The sequence below is a fragment of the Burkholderia seminalis genome, assembly GCF_001718535.1.
Lineage (GTDB): Bacteria > Pseudomonadota > Gammaproteobacteria > Burkholderiales > Burkholderiaceae > Burkholderia > Burkholderia seminalis.
In genome coordinates, this window is the sequence record NZ_CP013400.1 from 855,386 (window position 1) to 874,055 (window position 18,670).

16 protein-coding genes are annotated in these 18,670 nt (G+C 64.3%); 8 read left to right on the plus strand and 8 right to left on the minus strand.

Annotated elements, in window-relative coordinates:
• Positions 1-7 precede the first annotated feature (7 nt).
• Positions 8-832: a GPO family capsid scaffolding protein gene (locus tag WJ12_RS24690; protein WP_069245905.1), complete on the minus strand. Its 825-nt coding sequence runs from the start codon at positions 830-832 to the stop codon at positions 8-10.
• Between the two features lie 144 nt (positions 833-976).
• Between WJ12_RS24690 and WJ12_RS24695 the strand changes: the two genes are divergently transcribed.
• Complete coding sequence (locus tag WJ12_RS24695; protein WP_069245906.1) at positions 977-2,728, plus strand: terminase large subunit domain-containing protein; 1,752 nt, start codon at positions 977-979, stop codon at positions 2,726-2,728.
• On the plus strand, positions 2,728-3,774 hold the full coding sequence (locus WJ12_RS24700) for a phage portal protein (RefSeq protein ID WP_069245907.1): 1,047 nt from the start codon (positions 2,728-2,730) through the stop codon (positions 3,772-3,774). The genes WJ12_RS24695 and WJ12_RS24700 overlap by 1 nt, the downstream gene beginning before the upstream one ends.
• 27 nt (positions 3,775-3,801) lie before the next feature.
• On the opposite strand, the gene WJ12_RS24705 is transcribed toward WJ12_RS24700, so the two are convergent.
• Positions 3,802-4,518 carry an SOS response-associated peptidase family protein gene (locus WJ12_RS24705; RefSeq protein WP_069245908.1) on the minus strand — a complete coding sequence of 239 codons (717 nt, stop codon included), beginning with the start codon at positions 4,516-4,518 and terminating at the stop codon, positions 3,802-3,804.
• Between the two features lie 374 nt (positions 4,519-4,892).
• On the opposite strand from WJ12_RS24705, the gene WJ12_RS36095 reads away from it, so the two are divergent.
• The 3 genes from WJ12_RS36095 to WJ12_RS24720 all read left to right on the plus strand — a co-directional run bounded on the left by WJ12_RS36095 (position 4,893) and on the right by WJ12_RS24720 (position 7,102).
• Positions 4,893-5,051: a hypothetical protein gene (locus tag WJ12_RS36095; RefSeq protein WP_156810504.1), complete on the plus strand. Its 159-nt coding sequence runs from the start codon at positions 4,893-4,895 to the stop codon at positions 5,049-5,051.
• Positions 5,052-5,468: 417 nt separating this feature from the next.
• Positions 5,469-6,500: a ParA family protein gene (locus WJ12_RS24715; RefSeq protein WP_069245910.1), complete on the plus strand. Its 1,032-nt coding sequence runs from the start codon at positions 5,469-5,471 to the stop codon at positions 6,498-6,500.
• Positions 6,500-7,102 (plus strand): HEPN domain-containing protein, encoded by a 603-nt coding sequence (locus WJ12_RS24720; RefSeq protein ID WP_156810505.1) that lies wholly within the window; start codon positions 6,500-6,502, stop codon positions 7,100-7,102. Before WJ12_RS24715 ends, WJ12_RS24720 begins: the two co-directional genes overlap by 1 nt.
• A 488-nt stretch (positions 7,103-7,590) precedes the next feature.
• Here the strand turns inward: WJ12_RS24720 and WJ12_RS24725 are convergent, their stop codons facing one another.
• From WJ12_RS24725 to WJ12_RS24740, 4 genes are all read right to left on the minus strand, one after another.
• Complete coding sequence (locus tag WJ12_RS24725; protein ID WP_059558415.1) at positions 7,591-8,154, minus strand: hypothetical protein; 564 nt, start codon at positions 8,152-8,154, stop codon at positions 7,591-7,593.
• 149 nt (positions 8,155-8,303) lie between these two features.
• Positions 8,304-9,296 (minus strand): GlxA family transcriptional regulator, encoded by a 993-nt coding sequence (locus tag WJ12_RS24730; protein ID WP_069245912.1) that lies wholly within the window; start codon positions 9,294-9,296, stop codon positions 8,304-8,306.
• Positions 9,297-9,432: 136 nt separating this feature from the next.
• Positions 9,433-9,732, minus strand: a complete 300-nt coding sequence (locus WJ12_RS24735) for a hypothetical protein (RefSeq protein ID WP_034185731.1) — start codon at positions 9,730-9,732, stop codon at positions 9,433-9,435.
• Between the two features lie 390 nt (positions 9,733-10,122).
• Entirely contained in the window at positions 10,123-10,881 is a 759-nt protein-coding gene (locus WJ12_RS24740; RefSeq protein WP_034185732.1) for an LOG family protein, read from the minus strand.
• 1 nt (position 10,882) lies between these two features.
• Here WJ12_RS24740 and polA point away from each other — a divergent pair, with 1 nt between their 5' ends.
• From polA to WJ12_RS24755, 3 genes are all read left to right on the plus strand, one after another.
• Positions 10,883-13,636 carry a DNA polymerase I gene (polA, locus tag WJ12_RS24745; RefSeq protein WP_034185733.1) on the plus strand — a complete coding sequence of 918 codons (2,754 nt, stop codon included), beginning with the start codon at positions 10,883-10,885 and terminating at the stop codon, positions 13,634-13,636.
• Between the two features lie 278 nt (positions 13,637-13,914).
• Entirely contained in the window at positions 13,915-15,249 is a 1,335-nt protein-coding gene (locus tag WJ12_RS24750; RefSeq protein WP_049036581.1) for an NAD(P)/FAD-dependent oxidoreductase, read from the plus strand.
• A gap of 395 nt (positions 15,250-15,644) precedes the next feature.
• On the plus strand, positions 15,645-16,520 hold the full coding sequence (locus tag WJ12_RS24755) for a dienelactone hydrolase family protein (protein WP_034185735.1): 876 nt from the start codon (positions 15,645-15,647) through the stop codon (positions 16,518-16,520).
• A gap of 54 nt (positions 16,521-16,574) precedes the next feature.
• Here WJ12_RS24755 and WJ12_RS24760 read toward each other — a convergent pair whose 3' ends face one another.
• The gene (locus WJ12_RS24760) at positions 16,575-17,444 is read right to left on the minus strand and encodes a sulfurtransferase (RefSeq protein WP_059558411.1); all 870 of its coding nucleotides are present in this window, start codon (positions 17,442-17,444) and stop codon (positions 16,575-16,577) included.
• 117 nt (positions 17,445-17,561) lie between these two features.
• Positions 17,562-18,668, minus strand: a complete 1,107-nt coding sequence (locus tag WJ12_RS24765; protein WP_034185737.1) for an aromatic ring-hydroxylating oxygenase subunit alpha — start codon at positions 18,666-18,668, stop codon at positions 17,562-17,564.
• Between the last annotated feature and the right edge of the window lie 2 nt (positions 18,669-18,670).

The following is an 18,670-nucleotide window of genomic DNA, read 5'->3' on the forward strand; positions in this document are numbered from 1 at the left end:
GGGCGGGTTAGCAGTCGGTCTGCGCCCCGTTGTCGCTGCCCGTCGACGTCGGCCGCTGTTGCGAGCTGCTGTCGGTGCGCGAAAGCTTCTGGACCAGCTCGCTGTGGCGCTTGTCGCTTTCCTGCTGCGCGCGCTTCAGCTCGTCGACGTTCGTGTTGAACTTCTCGAGCTGCTCGAGCACCTGGCTCTGGTTTTCCGCGAGCGCGACGACCGATTGCGAGAGGTCGGAAAAGCGCTGGTCGTCGGTCGCACCCTTGCGATTCAGCAGATCGCGTACCTTCGAAAACAGCGACTTGCCGGCATCGCCGGTGCGCGGCGGTGCGTCCTCGTCTTCGATCGCGATGTCGGCTTCGATGGCGGCGCTGAAAAGGTTCTCCGGGCGCTGCTTCCGTGCGTCGTACGCTTTGTGTTTCGCACTGAACTGCAGCATTTCCGTGCCGAGGCTTGCCGGGTTGTCGGTGACGGCGAGACCGACCAGGTACGCCTCTCCCGTGCCGGCAAAATCGGGATCGACTTCCATCGACGTGTAGACCTTCTGCCGCTGCTCGTTGGTCAGCGCGACCAGGTCTTTGGTCGGCGACAGTTGCGCGAGCAGGCGCATTTTTCCGTCCTGCTCTTCTGCCTTGAGCGCGATCACGTCGCCATACGCGCGGAACGTGCTATCCGGGGTGTAGCCGCGAATGTGTTCCATGTTGATGCGTGCGCCGTACGTTTTCGGGTCGTAGCTGCTCGCCATCTGTTCGAGCATCGCGCGATCGATCGTGCGGCCGTCCGTCGTCGCGCCTTCGGTCGCGATCCGGAAAAACTTCGTCTTCTTTGCGTCCTGTGCCATGTGCGAATCCGCTGAGAGGGGGCTGTGTTCAGGGATTCCAGTTTCGGCAGTTCGAACCGGAGTCGCAACGCATGTTGGTTGTGCGCGCAACCGATACAACCGCTCGCGGTAGGGCCTACGCGCGCGCGTCGGTAGCCTTGCTGCATGACTGCACTTCCCATCGATTCATCCGACGTTGATCCACGTCGACGCGCACGCGACCTGTACTGGCAGGGATATCGCATCGCACGTATCGCCGAGCTGCTCGGCGTGAAGCCGGCCACGCTCTACAGCTGGAAAAAGCGCGATGGATGGGACGAGACTGAGCCGGTTGAGCGCGTCAACATGACGATCGAGGCGCAACTGATAAAGCTCGTCACGAAGGAGGCGAAGGAAGGGCGCGACTTCAAGGAGATCGACCTGCTGACGCGTCAGCTCGACCGGTTGCGGTCGCGACCAGCGAACGACGCAAAGGTGAGCGAATCCGGGGGCGGGGGCGGCACGCGCCGATCACGCAGCTCGGACGACCGCAACGCGTTCAGCGAAGAGCAGATCGAGAAGCTGAACGATGCGTTCCTCGAATCGATCTTCGACTATCAGCGCACCTGGTATCGGGCAGGCTTCAAAGAGCGGATTCGCAACATCCTGAAGAGCCGGCAGATCGGCGCGACCTGGTACTTCGCGCGCGAAGCGCTGCTCGATGCGCTGAACACGGGCCGCAATCAGATCTTCCTGTCGGCCAGCAAGGCGCAGGCGCACGTATTCCGCCAGTACATCGTCCAGTTCGCGAAGGACGCGGTCGGCGTCGAGCTGAAGGGCGATCCGATGGTGCTTCCGAACGGTGCGACGTTGTACTTCCTCGGCACCAATGCGCGCACGGCACAGAGCTATCACGGCAACCTGTATTTCGACGAGTACTTCTGGGTTCCGCGCTTCCAGGACCTGCGCAAGGTTGCGTCCGGCATGGCGATTCATTCGCAGTGGCGGCAGACGTATTTCTCGACGCCGTCGAGCCTTGCGCACGACGCATACCCATTCTGGTCCGGTGCGCTGTTCAACCGCGGTCGACCGAAGGATCAGCGCGTTTCGATCGACATTTCGAACGCGGCGCTCGCGGCCGGCCGCGCGTGCGCGGACGGACAGTATCGACAGATCGTGACCGTCGAGGACGCCGTGCGCGGCGGCTGCAACCTGTTCGACCTCGAGCGCCTGAAGCTCGAATACAGCGCGGACGAATACGCGAACCTGCTGCTGTGCCAGTTCATTGACGATTCGTTGTCGGTCTTTCCTCTCGCGACGTTGCAGACGTGCATGGTCGACACGTGGGAGGTATGGGACGACTTCAAGCCGCTGTACATGCGCCCGTTCGGCGATGAAGAGGTGTGGATCGGTTACGACCCGTCGCACACTGGCGACAGTGCGGGCTGCGTGGTCCTGGCGCCACCGAAGTGTCCCGGCGGCAAGTTCCGCGTGCTCGAGCGGTTCCAGTGGCACGGCCTCGACTTCGAAGCGCAGGCAGCGCAGATCGAGGCGCTGACCCTGCGCTACCGCGTGACCTACATCGGCATTGATACGACGGGGATCGGCCAGGGCGTCTATCAGCTCGTCACGAAGTTTTTCCCGGCCGCGACGCCGTTCCACTACTCGGTCGAGATCAAGACCGCGCTCGTGATGAAGGCGCAGAACGTGATCCGCAAAGGCCGGCTCGAGTTCGACACGGGCTGGAAGGATCTCGCCGCCGCGTTCATGGCGATCAAGAAAACGATCACGCCCAGCGGGCTGCAGGTCACGTACAAGGCGAGCCGATCCGAAGAGGCAAGCCACGGCGACCTGGCCTGGGCGTGCATGCACGCGCTCGCGAACGAGCCGCTCGAGGGCGCGACGAGCACCAATACTGGATTTATGGAGCTTTTCTGATGTCACGCAAGATTCCACGCGGCGCCGGGCGCCGAACGCATGGCCGTGCCGAGCAGGCCGCCGAATCCGTACCGGCGCCGCGCACGGAGGTGTTCTCGTTTGGTGATCCGATCGAGGTAATGGACCGGCGCGAGCTGCTCGAATATGTCGAGTGCATGCGGATGGGAAATTGGTACGAGCCGCCCCTGCCTCTGGATGGCCTCGCGCGCTCGTTTCGGGCCGCTCCACACCACAGCTCTGCCATCTACGTGAAGCGCAACATCCTCGTGCAGTCGTACATCGAGCATCCGCTGCTGCCGCGCGCGGACTTCAGCCGGTTCGTGCTCGAGTACCTGGTCTTCGCGAACAGCTACCTCGAGCGGCGCACGAACCAGCTCGGCAAGCCGATGGCGCTGAAGTCGTCGCTCGCGAAGTACACACGGGTCGGCGTCGAGCCGGATCAATACTGGTTCGTCACGAACGTGCGCGAGCCGTACGAGTTCCCGAGGGGCTCGGTCTATCACCTGTACGAGCCGGACCTGAACCAGGAGATCTACGGGCTACCCGAATACCTGTCGGCGCTGAACTCGACCTGGCTGAACGAAAGCGCGACGCTGTTTCGCCGGCGATACTACAAGAACGGGAGCCACGCGGGCTTCATCCTGTACATGACCGACGCGGCCGAGAAGCAGGAGGATGTCGATAACCTGCGCTCGGCGCTGAAGAACGCGAAGGGGCCGGGCAATTTCCGGAACCTGTTCATGTACGCGCCGAAAGGGAAGAAGGACGGCATCCAGCTCCTGCCGATCGGCGAGGTCGCGGCGAAAGACGAGTTCTGGAACATCAAGAAGGTGACGGTCGAGGATCAGCTTGCGGCACACCGCGTGCCGCCGCAACTGATGGGAATCATTCCGTCGAACGCGGGCGGGTTCGGTGACGTGGAGAAGGCGGCCGGGGTGTTCAATGACCTCGAGATCGAGCCGCTGAAAGCGCGGCTCCGGGAGCTGAACGACTGGATCGGGAAAGAGGTTGTGCGCTTCCGCCCCTACGTGCCGCCGGCGCAGTGACGTGGCGCAACGCGTCGATAGTGTCAGCTACTCTGCCGGCCGATCAGATTCGGCGGTCATTTCGTCGGCCGGGTAGAGCTGCAGCATCGCGCGCGCTGCTTCGACGTTCGACGTCGTCAACCATTCTTCCCAATCGTCTGGCCGCAGGATCACGACCGAGCGCTTTTCGTCGAATGGCTTGTGCATGCGCGACATCAGCGGGTGGCCGTCGGCGTTGACCGTGATCATGGACATCACGTGGTGTTCGGTGCCGTCCTGGTTCGTGAGCGTGCGCCAGATGCCGGCGACACACATCGTCGGGCGATCGACCACGCCGATTCGTTGCCACACGCACGGCCCGAGCACCCAGTCGCCGTTCGCTTCTTGGCGTGCATCCGGATACGACGGCTCGACTATGAAGCGCGCCGGAATCAGGCAACGCTTGCCGGTGCGCCACGTCGGCCCGTACAGCGGCGACTTTCCGAGGTTGTCGTCGCGGACGTTCATCGTGCTCCGCATCAGCGGTGGCTTGCGGCCCGCCGCCTTCGCCTTCTCGGCATTGGCCTTCTGCAGCGCGCGCGGCCAGAACCCGAATCCCGCGATCAGCGGCTTGAACAGCCCGTCAACGTAGCCGACGATCGGCGCGTCGTAATCCTGGTAGATCTCGGGCTTCCACGGCGTCCAGCGGTACAGATCGTAGAAGTTGTCGATCTTGAGCTCGTTGAGCCCTGGGTCATCACCCGGTGCGTAGTAGTTGGTACACATCTCTGCCCCCTTTTTGTCTCACGGGCCGGTCTGCTTCACCGTATCCGGAATTGTCACCCTCAGATACACTGTATAAATATACAGGTATTTGTAATGGATACGGAACAACCAGGCTACGGGCTATTCACGCCGCAACTGACGCGTCCATGCTGGACGTGCGAGCACTGGAGCGGATACATCGCGGGCAGCGACAGGTCGGCCGTGTGCTTCCAGCCGGGCGCGGAGCATGTCCACGCGATCGCTGTATCGGGTTGCGCCTTTTGGGTCCGCGCGACCGGAATCGACGAGCTGACGAACGCGCAATGTGACGCGTTCGTGCAGGAATACCAGCCCCAATACCCTTATCGGAAGCACTCGCGCGCGCCGCGAAAATGATGTGCGAGACGATCGCCGCCGCGCTCGGCAACACGGACGCGCAGCTCGACGTCGGACGAGCAGTCGATCAGCAAAAAAAAGCCGCCAGGCACTTCGGTGCCGGCGGTTTTTTTTCGCCCATGACCGTGCGTGAGATCGGGGTCTCTGGCGCCCTTTGAGCGGCCGGCAGCGCGAGGATGTGCCTGGCCCGTGCACAGGGCCTTGGCGGGCCTGCTGACGCGTGGTAGACGCTACCCATAGGGGCCGGATCCGTCCCGGAAGATGCCTGCGCGGACCCGGCGCGCGCAGTTGTGACCCCGCCCCACCTGCCCGCAAAAATGAATGGTTTTTATGCACGTATGCGTCGGCCTCCCAAGGCCGCCTGGCGCGGGCCGCGCGGTGGCGGGCAGGCAGATTCTTCTATGCAGTTTTATGCGCCTTGAGTATGCAGTCTCACATCCCGTCGTTTTCGTTGGACTGGTATTCGGCGCCGAACGTACGAGTGCTATGCTCTAACGCAAAATTGGAGCGTGTCGTCTGACCGATGCGCTGACTTCAGGCGATCATGCCGAAGTCCTGACTTGGGGAAAGAATCGATGTCGAGATATGCGCTTTGGAACAACAAAGGCGGGGTAGGGAAGAGCTTTCTGACGTTTGCACTGGCATGCGAGTATGCGTTTACGCACCCGGATGAAACCGTGCTCGTAATGGATTTGTGTCCCCAAGCAAACCTCACCGAAATGATGTACGGCGCAGCGGACAACGCGCCTGAATATATCGACGGGTTCTACAGTTCGAAGCCGCGTCGCTCAATCGGAGGATACTTCGAAGCAAGGCTCACGTCTCCGTTCTTGCCTCTCGCGAGCATCACCGAATTCGTCGTGCAGCCTGGAATATTCAACAGCCGATTGCCGAAGAATATGTTCCTGCTGCCAGGCGATAGTCTGTTGGAACTGCTTGCCGAAGCAATGCGCCAAGCTTCTCAGATGCCGCTACCAATGGATGCGTGGCCGAAGGTAATGCGGTGGCTACTCGATTTTGTAAAGTCGTTTGAAGAGATCGCTCCGGGCAGCGATGTGACGACTTTCGTCGATTGCAACCCTAGCTTCTCAATCTATACGCAGATTGCGCTTTGTTCTGCCGAGTATCTGATTGTCCCGTTTACCGCGGACGACAGCTCTCGTCGCGGAATTGAGAACGTCTTCGCGCTCCTATATGGTTTTGCCGACAACGAGCTGAGAGGGTATGCGCGGTTGAGCTTCTCGAAGCGAGCGTCGGAAGAGTTGATCGACCTGCCACGCATACACACTTTCGTGAACAACCGAGTGACGGAGTACCGATCAAAGCCGAGTTCAGCGTTTGAGGCCAAGAGCCGCCCAATCCGAAACATCGTTTCGAAGGCGCTGAGTGATTCGAAGCGAAATTTCGTCAGTCACCGCGATCTGGACCAGTTGTTCGCACAGATGCCCGATTACCACTCTGTTGCGGTGGTGGCGTCGACCGAAGGTTGCCCGCTTTCGGAAATGCAGTCTGGGCACCACATGGTCGACGGTCGAAAGGTTCAGGTGAATCAGACTTCGATCAACCGTTATACGAAGGCCGTATCAGCCCTGGTGAAGAGGCTTTGATGGATTCCGCAGCACTTACAAAATTCCGATCAGCGGTGGTGGGTGCCCGGGTCCTCGCTAGCTACGTTGGTCAAGCCAGTGCCGCAGGCCCAGATCAGCATTTCGCCGATCAGACGCTGATGAAGGCAGCCGTTGCGCAGGCGGTCGGATGCTGGGAAGGGTACATTGAGGACGTCCTCAAGGAGTTTGTCTCGAAGGTCCGAGTGCAAGCGCAGCGACGAGCATGGACCTTGGTTGTTCAGTTCGAATCACTGGTTCAGAAGCTGACGAGCGAGCTCAACACCCCAAACTGGGAGAAGTCACGCGAACTGATTCTCAACGTTACGGGGATGGACCCGTACGTTTCGTGGATATGGGCGCCGAGATTCGCGAACCAGAACGATACGCAGCAGTTCCTGAAGGGAATCATGGACGTGCGGCATTCATTCGCGCACGGCTACGCGACTTCGACAACAGTGCCGGGGCTCACGGCGCCGGGAGTTCTCGACTTGCCTTACGTGGGTGATGTCATCGACTGCTTGACGTTTTTCGCCGCAACGACCGATGGGCTTCTAGAACACGAACTGACGCATCGGCACTCGTGCGTAACCGGCTGGGCATGACCGCGATCCTGCGGGCGGTCTACTGGCTCGCCACTACGTCTGAAAGAATATTCAGTTCACTTTTGGACGACGGCGCACGCACATGTCCGAGTGCAGCTAAATTACACCTCGGACGAACTAGGGTGGCCTTGATTGCCCTTGTGTAGCCTTGGCATTGCAGTCGGCGCGTTGCGTAAGGCTGTGATTTAAAAGGACGTGTTGCGCGCCGGTAAAGCTCCGAAGGCAGCGTTCGATCGCCCGCAAGAGTCGTCTAACTTGCTTCCAGAATGCAACTGAAATCCCCGCGTAATCGTGCATAGTAGTTCCGCATAAAGTTTGAGGAAGTGACGGAAAGCCTTGATTTGACACGATTTTGTGTCTGCAAGCTGCGGAGCTTTGCGGAAGTGGCGTTTCAGTGACGTAAATGCCGGCCCCGGCCAGGATGCGCGTCGCGATGGTCGACGCAACCGCCTACCGGGGCACGGCCGCTTTCCTTCTGCCAACCGCCGTCAGCGAACGACGCCGGCAGCCGGTTCGTGAAACCCGTTCCGATCCGTTTCCCGCATCGAATCGCGCACGGCATCGACGACCCGGCCCGCATCCGCGCGCCGCTTGGTCGCCAGGCGTTGTTCCCCGAGCGCCCGCAATGTCGCGCCACCGAAATACTCCATGATGTCCGGCAGGCGACGCACCGTGCCGCGGCTACCCCAGCAGCCGTCGTCGATTTCCGTTGGAAAGACCCACACGCGTGTCGCGACGGCGTCGACCGCCGCACCTTCCGCGCGTGCGACGGCGGCGGTCACGTCGGCGATCAGCGCCGCACGCGCGGCGTCCGTGTACTGTCCTTCGGGCACGGTCGGCACGATCCGGTAGAGCGGCGCAGGCGCGACGGCACCGGCGCGATATACGGCCGCCGGCCGATGGACGAAGATCCAGGTCACGTCCCGCACGCGCGGATCGTCGGGATCGAGTCCTTCGTGACGGATCAGTGTCCCGGTCAGCTCGTTCATCAGTTGCGCTTCGGCGTGCGGCGCGAGTGCCCCTTCGGGGAGGGTGACGTCGATCATCGGCATGGCGGTGTCCTGGTTCGGTGGAGGCGGCGTCGCTCCGGTTCCGGCGACGTGAATCCAGTGTATGAACCGCATGCCGACGCGCGAAGTGGCGAAACTGCCATTCGACGATGCCATTCCCGACAGCGTGTCCCGCGCCCGTTCCAGTCGGGCTAGCGCGCGAAACGACGACGATATTCGCCGGGAGAGATGCCGGTTTCGCGCTTGAACAGTTGCCGGAAACCGCTGATGTCCGCGTACCCGACGCGTTCGCACACCGCATCGATCGCGAGCTTCGTTTCCGCGAGCAGCCGCTTCGCGACTTCGATCCTGAGCGTCTGCAGATACCGGAGCGGCGGGGCGCCGACCGCATCCCGGAAGCGGCGATGCAGCGTGCGTTCGCTCATCGCGACGTGGTCGCTCAACCGCGCGAGGCTGAACGGCTCGCGCAGATGCTTTTCCATCCAGCGTTGCGCGCGCGCGATGGCCGGATCGTCGTGTCGATGGTGGCCCATCCGGTCGAGGTCGATGAACGAGTCCTGCGAGTCGCGGTTCACGTCGATCAGCATGAGCCGTGCAACGGACGCGGCCAGGCGCGCGTTCGCCAGCTTGTCGATGACCCGCAGCGCGAGAGTCTGGTACGACGTGACGGCGCCGCCGCACAGGATGCCATCCTGTTCGGTCAGGACGTCCGACGCGCGTAGCGCCACGTCCGGATAACGCGAGCGGAAGCTCGAGGCTTTCGACCAGTGCGTCGTGGCGACGCGGCCGTCGAGCAATCCGGCTTCCGCGAGCAGGAACGCACCGGTGCAGTACGTCGCGATCAGCGTGCCGCGCGCGTGTTGCCGGCGCAGTGCATCGAGCAGCGGGGCGAGCGGTGCGGGCCGGTCCAGCAGCCGGTCGAGATCGGCGACGAACGGACCCGTGAGCCAGATCGCGTCGGCGCGGCTGCTGCCGTCGATTGCGCCGTCGACCGGAAGGAGCTGGCCGGAGGCCGTGCGCACGGGCCGTCCATCGACCGATTCGACGCGCCAGCGGAACGGCGCGGCCGCGTGGCCGGGCGGCATCGACGACGCGAGATGGTTGGCCGCCGTCAGGATGTCGGTCGGCGCGGCGATGCCGGACGCGAGGGCGTGGTCGACGGCCCAGATTCGGATGAGCGGCATGAGTGGCGGAAGGGGCCCTGGACGAGGGCAATCCTACCATTCGGCCTCATGCGATATCGGCTGCCGAAAATCAAACGGCCGCCCGGCGGCGAAGCGCGCGGACGGCCGTGCGTAGCGGGTGAACGTGCAGTGTCGCTCAGCACTCGCCCTTTTTCGCGTGTCCCGGCGGGCAGTGATAACCGCGACGATCGTCATGACCGCGATAGCGCTGGTGATCTTCCCACTCGCGACGTTCCCAGTAGCGGCGGCCGTCCCAGTAGCGGTCGCCGTGCCAGCCGACGATGACCGCCGGCGCCGGGGCGACCACGACGGGCGCGGGCGCGACGACGACCGGCGCGGGTGTGCCGATGTTGACGTCGACGTTGACGGCATGGGCGAGGCCGGACAGCGAAAGGCCGAGGCCGGCGAAAGCGAGGGCGATCAGCGAGCGTTGCATGTTCTTTTCCGTGATGTCGTTGTAAAGAGGCCGGCACGACGCGATGGAAGCGAGGGGGATCGTTCCACCGGGGGGAACGCCGCGCCGACAGAATGCAGTGTGCGGGCACGCGACGGAAAAGGCGAGACGGGTTTGTTACGGAGGGTTGCCGGCCGGCAGCGGCGGGGTGCGGGTATGCGCCAGCGCCATTTGACAATGGCGAGCCGCGGGTGCGGACAGGCGCTCCGCAACGTGGCACGCGGGCCGTGCGAATTTGACATTCGGCGGCACGCGGCCGCAAAGCGGGATTAACGGTGCGTTACAAACTGACACGCGGCAGGCAGCCGAGGCGCCGCCTGCCGCGTGGCGAACCGCACGCCGGCCGTCGGGCCGGCGGCTGCCAAGGATGCGTTACAGATAGAACATCCGGTCTTCTTCCGGCCGCGGCGGATGACCGTCGTCGTCCGAGCCCTCTTCCTCGCCGCTGTCCTCGTAGAACGCGAGCACCGCGTCGAGCACCTGGTCGGGATCGTCGATCACCTGCATCAGATCCATGTCGTCCGGATTGATCAGGCCCATCGGGATCAGCTGGTCGCGGAACCACTGCAGCAGCCCCTTCCAGAACTCGCTGCCGACCAGAATGATCGGCACGAGGCGCGACTTCTTCGTCTGGATCAGCGTGAGCACTTCGGACAGCTCGTCGAGCGTGCCGAAGCCGCCCGGCATCACGATCACCGCATCCGAGTTCTTCACGAACGTGACCTTGCGCGTGAAGAAGTGGCGGAAGCGCAGCGAGATGTCCTGGTAGTGGTTGCCGGCCTGCTCGTGCGGCAACTCGATGTTCAGCCCGACCGACGGCGCCTTGCCGGCGTGCGCGCCCTTGTTCGCGGCTTCCATGATGCCGGGGCCGCCGCCGGAGATCACGGCGAAGCCGGCGTCGGACAGCTTGCGCGCGATCTGCACCGCGAGCTTGTAGTGCGGCGTGTCGGGTTTGAGGCGGGCAGAACCGTAGATGCTGACAGCCGGGCGGATCTCCGACAGGTACTCGGTCGCCTCGATAAACTCTGCCATAATCGTGAACATCTGCCACGATGCGCGCGCCTTCTTGGCCGTCGCGCGTTCTTGATCTGCGAGCGAACGCAGACTCGGAATCACTTTTCTCTTGTTCATAATGCCTGAAGAACGAAATCTGGAAGGTAAGACCCTGCTATTGGTTGACGGTTCGAGCTATCTGTATCGGGCTTACCATGCGATGCCTGATTTGCGTGGCCCTGGCGGGGAGCCGACCGGAGCGCTCTACGGAATCATCAACATGCTGCGCCGTATGCGCAAGGAAGTCAGTGCAGAGTATAGCGCTTGCGTGTTCGATGCAAAGGGCAAGACGTTCCGTGACGACCTTTATGCCGACTATAAGGCAAACCGTCCGTCGATGCCGCCCGATCTTGCATTGCAGGTCGAGCCGATCCACGGCGCGGTGCGCGCGCTCGGCTGGCCGCTGCTGATGGTCGAAGGCGTCGAGGCCGACGACGTGATCGGCACGCTCGCGCGCGAAGCCGAGCGGCACGGGATGAACGTGATCGTGTCGACCGGCGACAAGGATCTCGCGCAGCTCGTGACCGACCGCGTCACGCTCGTCAACACGATGACCAACGAAACGCTCGACCGCGACGGCGTGATCGCGAAGTTCGGCGTGCCGCCCGAGCGCATCATCGACTACCTCGCGCTGATCGGCGATACCGTCGACAACGTGCCCGGCGTCGAGAAGTGCGGGCCGAAGACGGCCGTGAAATGGCTCGCGCAATACGACAGCCTCGACGGCGTCATCGAGCACGCGGGCGAGATCAAGGGCGTGGTCGGCGACAACCTGCGCCGCGCGCTCGATTTCTTGCCGCTCGGCCGCAAGCTCGTGACCGTCGAGACGGCCTGCGATCTCGCGCCGCATCTCGAGTCGATCGAAGCGTCGCTGAAGAGCGACGGCGAAGCGCGCGACATGATGCGCGACATCTTCGCGCGCTACGGCTTCAAGACCTGGCTGCGCGAAGTCGACAGCGCGCCGGCGGAAGGCGGCGGCGCCGATGCGCCGGAAGGCGAGCCGGCACCGGTGGTGGCGGCCGACATCGTGCGCGAATACGACACGATCCAGACCTGGGAGCAGTTCGACGCCTGGTTCGCGAAGATCAACGACGCGAAGCTGACCGCGTTCGACACCGAGACGACCGCGCTCGACCCGATGCTCGCGCGCCTCGTCGGCCTGTCGTTCTCGGTCGAGCCGGGCAAGGCCGCGTACCTGCCGGTCGCGCACCGCGGCCCCGACATGCCCGAGCAACTGCCGATCGACGAGGTGCTCGCGCGCCTGAAGCCGTGGCTCGAATCGGCCGACCGCAAGAAGGTCGGCCAGCACCTGAAGTACGACGCGCAGGTGCTCGCGAACTACGACATCGAACTGAACGGCATCGAGCACGACACGCTGCTCGAATCGTACGTCGTCGAATCGCACCGCACGCACGACATGGACAGCCTCGCGCTGCGTCATCTGGGCGTCAAGACGATCAAGTACGAAGACGTCGCGGGCAAGGGGGCGAAGCAGATCGGCTTCGACGAAGTGGCGCTTGCGCAAGCCGCCGAATACGCGGCCGAAGATGCGGACATCACGCTGCAGCTTCATCACGTGCTGTATCCGCAGGTCGCGCGCGAGCCGGGCCTCGAGCGCGTGTATCGCGAGATCGAGATGCCGGTCTCGCGCGTGCTGCGCAAGATGGAGCGCACGGGCGTGCTGATCGACGATGCGCGGCTGCACGCGCAGAGCACTGAAATCGCGACGCGCCTGATCGAGCTCGAAGCGCAGGCGTACGAGCTGGCGGGCGGCGAATTCAATCTCGGCTCGCCGAAGCAGATCGGGCAGATCTTCTTCGAGAAGCTGCAGTTGCCCGTCGTGAAGAAGACGCCGAGCGGTGCGCCGTCGACCGACGAAGAGGTGCTGCAGAAGCTCGCGGAGGACTACCCGCTGCCGAAGCTGCTGCTCGAGCATCGCGGGCTGTCGAAGCTGAAGTCGACCTATACCGACAAGCTGCCGCGCATGGTGAACCCTTCGACGGGGCGCGTGCACACGAACTATGCGCAGGCCGTCGCGGTGACGGGCCGCCTCGCATCGAACGACCCGAATCTTCAGAACATTCCGGTGCGCACGGCCGAAGGCCGGCGCATCCGCGAGGCGTTCATCGCGTCGCCGGGTCACCGGATCGTGTCGGCCGACTATTCGCAGATCGAACTGCGGATCATGGCGCATATCTCCGGCGACGCGTCGCTGCTGCGCGCGTTCTCGCAGGGCGAGGACATCCACCGCGCGACGGCCGCCGAGGTGTTCGGCGTGACGCCGCTGGAGGTCAATTCCGACCAGCGCCGGATCGCGAAGGTGATCAACTTCGGGCTCATCTACGGGATGAGCGCGTTCGGCCTCGCGTCGAACCTCGGCATCACGCGTGACGCGGCGAAGCTCTATATCGACCGTTATTTCACCCGCTACCCGGGCGTCGCGCAGTACATGGAGGACACGCGCTCGCTGGCGAAGGAAAAGGGCTACGTCGAAACCGTTTTCGGCCGCCGCCTGTGGCTGCCGGAAATCAACGGCGGCAACGGCCCGCGCCGCCAGGCGGCCGAGCGCGCGGCCATCAACGCGCCGATGCAGGGCACGGCCGCCGACCTGATCAAGCTGTCGATGATCGCGGTGGACGATTGGCTCACGCGCGACAAGCTCGCGTCGCGCATGATCATGCAGGTGCACGATGAACTGGTGCTCGAGGTGCCCGACGACGAGCTGTCGCTGGTGCGCGAGAAACTGCCGGAAATGATGTGCGGCGTCGCGAAGCTGAAGGTGCCGCTCGTCGCCGAGGTCGGTGCCGGCGCGAACTGGGAAGAGGCACACTGACGCACCCCCGTGCGGTTCGCGTTTCCCGCGGCATATTGTTGCAGGGATGCTGAATATCGAGATGGTTTGCTTGTGGTCAACGCGCAAGCTCCCGGACAATGCATGTCAGTCATGTCATTGACGCGGGGCCGCGCGCCCCGCGTTCCGGGTCGGTCGCATCGCAGTGCTTCGAACTGCACAACGATGGTGTCCGAACCGGTTAATCCACCGGGCGGCGCGAATGCATCGCATTGGCTTTGCCCGGCGGCAGCAGTTTCGAATCGCAAAGGGGGAATCAGATGCATCGGATCATCATCGTAGGCGGAGGCGCGGGCGGCCTGGAACTGGCGACGCGGCTCGGCGACCGTTACGGCGCGCGCGGCAATCGTCCCGCGCGTGCGCTTGTCACGCTCGTCGACCGCAATCCGACCCACATCTGGAAACCGCTGCTGCACGAGGTTGCGGCCGGCAGCATGGACCCGTTCACGCAGGAGCTCGAATACGCGGCGCAGGCGCGCTGGCACGGCTTCGAGTTTCAGCAGGGCGAGCTCACCGGGCTCGACCGCACGGCGAAGCGCGTCACGTTGTCGCCCCTCAACGACAGCGACGGCGCGGAACTGCTGCCGGCGCGCGAGCTGGAATACGACACGCTCGTGATCGCGATCGGCAGTACGACCCACTTCTTCGGCGTGCAGGGCGCACCGGAAAACGCGATCGCGCTCGATACGGTCGGGGAGGCCGAGCGCTTCCGCAAGCGGCTGATCGCCGCGTGCATGCGCGCCGAACACCAGGCGCCTGCGCCGACCGCCCCGGGCGAAACGGCCGAGCCGCGCATCCAGGTCGTGATCGTCGGCGGCGGCGCGACGGGCGTCGAGTTGTCCGCGGAACTGCGCAACACGGCGCAGGTGCTGTCCGTGTACGGGCTGCACAAGCTCGATCCGCGCCACGACGTCGGCATCGTGCTGATCGAATCGGGACCGCGGATCCTGCCGGCATTGCAGGAACGCGTGTCGACCGCGACGGCCGAACTGCTCGAGAAGCTGGGCGTGCGATTGATGCTCGGCGAGCGCGTGACCGAGGTCGCGCCGGGGTTCGTGCATACCGCGAGCGGCAAGGCGGTGCGTGCGGACCTGACGGTCTGGGCGGCCGGCATCAAGGCGCCGTCGGTGCTGTCGCATCTCGACGGCCTGCAGGTCAACAAGCTCGGCCAGCTCGACGTGCGCCGCACGCTGCAGACCTTCACCGACGACAACGTGTTCGCGCTCGGCGACTGCGCGGCGTGCGTGTGGCCCGGCAACGAACGCAACGTGCCGCCGCGCGCGCAGGCTGCGCACCAGCAGGCGAGCTTCCTGCTGAAGGCGATCGGCTGCCGGCTCGAAGGGCGTCCGCTGCCCGAGTTCACGTACAAGGATTTCGGCTCGCTCGTGTCGCTCGGCCACTTCAGCGCGGTCGGCAACCTGATGGGCGGGCTGATCGGCGGCAACATGCTGATCGAAGGGCTGTTCGCGCGCTTCATGTACATGTCGCTGTACCGGCTGCACATCGCGGCGCTGCACGGCTATCCGCGGATGATCCTCGACACGGTCGCGCACTGGCTGCGGCGCACGACGCTGCCGCGCGTCAAGCTGCACTGATCGCGCGTTCGCGCGGGGCGGGCGGGTAGCGTGCGCGTCGCGCAGGTTCCCCGCCCGTTGTTTTTGCAGGAGGCGACGGCATCGCCCGCGGGATTTTCTTTTCAATCGGCAAGCATCCGGCGAGTCGCGACGGCCGGCAGGCGACGGGCCGGGCGATGATCCGACAGGCCACCAGCGGGCTTGTGCGTGGGGATCGAGGCGGTCGACGCAACACGTCGTAATCGAGTCTTACACATCTGACAGTTGACGCGACAACGGATTATTGGGCATCTTGTCCGGGTTTCCGTCCGCGGCGGGGGTGCCCACCGCCGCGACGTCCGCGCCGTGCGCCGGCGCGATGCCCCGTCATACGCATCCGGAATCGTGACGGCGGCGCCCAATCGAGGAGTGCATTCATGTTGAAACCCGAAGTCGACAGCCTGGTCCCCCACGTTCCGTTCTCGCGCCGCAAGTTCATGCAGGCCGCGCTGGGCGGCACCTTCGCGGCGGCCGTGCTGCCCGTTTCGGCGCAGACGGTCACGACCGACAGCGCCGGGCTGGACGTCGACACCGTCGAGATCCGCTCGGGCGACGCGAGCGTGCCGGCTTATCGCGCGCAACCGGCCGACAAGACGAACCTGCCGGTCGTGATCGTGATCCACGAGATCTTCGGCGTGCACGCGCATATCGCCGACGTCTGCCGCCGTTTCGCGAAGCTCGGTTATCTTGCGATCGCGCCCGACCTGTTCGCGCGGCAGGGCAATGCGGCGAAGTATCCGACGATGAAGGAGCTGTACGACCACATCATCAGCAAGGTGCCGGACCGCCAGGTCACCGAGGATCTCGATGCGACGGTGGCGTGGGCCGGCAAGAACGGCGGCGACCTGACGCGTCTCGGCGTGACGGGCTTTTGCTGGGGCGGGCGCCAGGCGTGGCTCTATGCCGAGCACGATCCGCACGTGCGCGCGGCCGTTGCATGGTATGGCTTCGTCGAGGGCAAGACCGATGAGATGACGCCGTTCAACCCGGTCGATCATGCGTCGTCGCTGAAGGTGCCGGTACTCGGGCTGTACGGCGAGAAGGATACGAACATCACGCAGGCGTCGCTCGCGGACATGCGCAAGGCGATCCAGGCGAGCGACTCGAAGCTCGCGCGCGAATCGGAGATCGTCGTGTATCCGGATGCCGGTCACGCGTTCTTCGCCGACTACCGGCCGAGCTACGTCAAGGGCGATGCCGAGGACGGCTGGAAGCGCGCGATCGCGTGGTTCCACAAGTACGGCGTGATGTAAACGAGCAGCGGCGGCCCATGCCGCCGCTTCGTCATTGCTGCGTGACGCCGGTGCTTACGGCGTCGGGCCGGTGGCGATCGGCCGCGACGGATCGGCGCTCCATTCGCTCCACGAGCCCGGGTACAGCGATGCGCCGTGCAGCCCCGCCACCTCCATCGCCAGCGCGTTGTGGCACGCGGTCACGCCGGAGCCGCATTGCAGGATCACGCGGTTCGGCTCGGTGCCGGCCAGTACGGTCGAGAACGCTTCGCGCAATTCATGGCCGGTCTTGAAGCGGCCGTCGGCATTCAGGTTGTCCTTGAAGAAGCGGTTGCGCGCGCCGGGGATGTGGCCGCCGACACGATCGATCGTTTCGTTTTCGCCGCGGTAGCGGTCCGGTGCGCGCGCATCGATCACGATGCGCGTGGGCGACGTCACGTTCGCGAGCACGGCTGCCGCGTCGACCGTCGATTCGAGCGGCGCTGCCGCGCGGAAATCGCCGGCGGCCGGTTGCGGCACGTCGGCCGTCAGCGGCTGGCCCGCTGCTTCCCAGGCCTGCAGGCCGCCGTCGAGCACGGCGACCGAATCGTGGCCGAGCCAGCGTAGCAGCCACCACAGGCGCGCCGCATACGCGCCGCCTTGCGCGTCGTATGCGACTACCTGCTGGCCTTGCTTGACGCCGCGGCTGGCGAGCAGCGTGGCGAATGCGTCGCGGGTCGGCAGCGGATGGCGGCCGTTGGTGCCGGTCTTGCGGCCCGACAGGTCGCGGTCGAGATGAAGGTAGTGTGCGCCGGGGAGGTGGCCGGCCGCATAGGCCGCTTCGCCTGCGCCGGGATCGGCGAGATCGAAGCGGCAGTCGAACAGGACGACGCTGCCGGGCGCCGCGGCCAGGCGCTCGGCGAGGTTGGCGGCGGAGATGAGCGTGGTGTAATGAGTGTGTGGCATGACGACTCCCTGGAGTGCAATTGGCCTGACACTCCAAGTCTAAACAAAAAAAGACGGGCCGAAGCCCGTCTTTTCGTCTGCCGGATACCGTGCGGCGTCAAGGCGCCGCACCGGCCGTCAGAGGTCGCCGAGGTGGCGGCGCAGGAATTCGTGGAAGTGCTGCATGCCGTCTTCCATCGGGCTCTGGTACGGGCCGACCTGCGACTCGCCGCGTGCCATCAGCGCACGGCGGCCTGCGTCCATCCGCATGGCGATCTCGTCGTCCTCGACGGCCGTTTCCATATAGGCGGCGCGCTCGGCCTCGACGAATTCGCGTTCGAACAGCGCGATTTCCTCGGGGTAATAGAACTCGACGATGTTGGTCGTCTTCTGCGGGCCGCGCGGGATCAGCCACGACACGACGAGCACGTGCGGGTACCACTCGATCATCAGGCCCGGGTAGTAGACCATCCAGATCGCGCCGAACTCCGGCGGCACGCCGTTGCGGAACTTCAGCACCTGCTCGTGCCATTTCTGGTAAGTCGCGCTGCCCGGTTTCGCGAGCGCGTTGTGCACGCCGACCGTCTGCACGCTGTACCAGTCGCCGAACTCCCACTTGAGGTCGTCGCACGACACGAAGCTGCCGAGACCCGGGTGGAACGGGACGACGTGATAGTCCTCGAGGTAGACCTCGATGAACGTCTTCCAGTTGTAATCGCACTCGTGCACTTCGACGTGATCGAAGTGGTACTCGGAGAAGTCGAAGTGATGCTTGGTGCCGAGGTGGGCAAGATCGCGCGCGACGTTGCGGCCTTCGGCCTCGAACAGCAGCCCCTGCCAGTTTTGCAGCGGGCTCTTGCCGAGGTTCAGGCACGGCTTGTCGGGGAAGTGCGGTGCGCCGAGCAACTCGCCTTCCAGGTCGTACGTCCAGCGGTGCAGCGGGCACACGATGTTCTGCGTGCGGCCGCGCCCGTTGAGCATGATCGCCTGACGGTGGCGGCAGACGTTCGACAGCAGTTCGATCTGGTTCGTCTGGTTGCGGACCAGCACGCGGCCTTCCTGCTCGGACGGCAGCGCGAAATAATCCCCCGCCTCGGGCACCATCAATTCGTGCCCGACGTAACGAGGTCCTTTCTTGAAGAGGGTTTCGATCTCGCGCTCGAGTAGCGCCTCATCGAAATATGCAGTGACTGGAAGCTGGCTGTGGGCCGACTTCAACTGAAGCGCATCGCTCAGATTGGACATTC

Excerpts from the sequence above, each read along its gene's own strand:
- WJ12_RS36095 (WP_156810504.1), top strand. The coding sequence starts at position 4,893 with ATGTGCGAGACGATCGCCGCCGCGCTCGGCAACACGGACGCGCAGCTC.
- WJ12_RS24705 (WP_069245908.1), bottom strand. The coding sequence starts at position 4,518 with ATGTGTACCAACTACTACGCACCGGGTGATGACCCAGGGCTCAACGAG.
- WJ12_RS24735 (WP_034185731.1), bottom strand. The coding sequence starts at position 9,732 with ATGCAACGCTCGCTGATCGCCCTCGCTTTCGCCGGCCTCGGCCTTTCG.
- WJ12_RS24700 (WP_069245907.1), top strand. The coding sequence starts at position 2,728 with ATGTCACGCAAGATTCCACGCGGCGCCGGGCGCCGAACGCATGGCCGT.
- WJ12_RS24725 (WP_059558415.1), bottom strand. The coding sequence starts at position 8,154 with ATGCCGATGATCGACGTCACCCTCCCCGAAGGGGCACTCGCGCCGCAC.
- WJ12_RS24765 (WP_034185737.1), bottom strand. The coding sequence starts at position 18,668 with ATGTCCAATCTGAGCGATGCGCTTCAGTTGAAGTCGGCCCACAGCCAG.
- WJ12_RS24715 (WP_069245910.1), top strand. The coding sequence starts at position 5,469 with ATGTCGAGATATGCGCTTTGGAACAACAAAGGCGGGGTAGGGAAGAGC.
- polA (WP_034185733.1), top strand. The coding sequence starts at position 10,883 with ATGCCTGAAGAACGAAATCTGGAAGGTAAGACCCTGCTATTGGTTGAC.
- WJ12_RS24740 (WP_034185732.1), bottom strand. The coding sequence starts at position 10,881 with ATGAACAAGAGAAAAGTGATTCCGAGTCTGCGTTCGCTCGCAGATCAA.
- WJ12_RS24760 (WP_059558411.1), bottom strand. The coding sequence starts at position 17,444 with ATGCCACACACTCATTACACCACGCTCATCTCCGCCGCCAACCTCGCC.
- WJ12_RS24720 (WP_156810505.1), top strand. The coding sequence starts at position 6,500 with ATGGATTCCGCAGCACTTACAAAATTCCGATCAGCGGTGGTGGGTGCC.
- WJ12_RS24755 (WP_034185735.1), top strand. The coding sequence starts at position 15,645 with ATGTTGAAACCCGAAGTCGACAGCCTGGTCCCCCACGTTCCGTTCTCG.
- WJ12_RS24690 (WP_069245905.1), bottom strand. The coding sequence starts at position 832 with ATGGCACAGGACGCAAAGAAGACGAAGTTTTTCCGGATCGCGACCGAA.
- WJ12_RS24695 (WP_069245906.1), top strand. The coding sequence starts at position 977 with ATGACTGCACTTCCCATCGATTCATCCGACGTTGATCCACGTCGACGC.
- WJ12_RS24730 (WP_069245912.1), bottom strand. The coding sequence starts at position 9,296 with ATGCCGCTCATCCGAATCTGGGCCGTCGACCACGCCCTCGCGTCCGGC.
- WJ12_RS24750 (WP_049036581.1), top strand. The coding sequence starts at position 13,915 with ATGCATCGGATCATCATCGTAGGCGGAGGCGCGGGCGGCCTGGAACTG.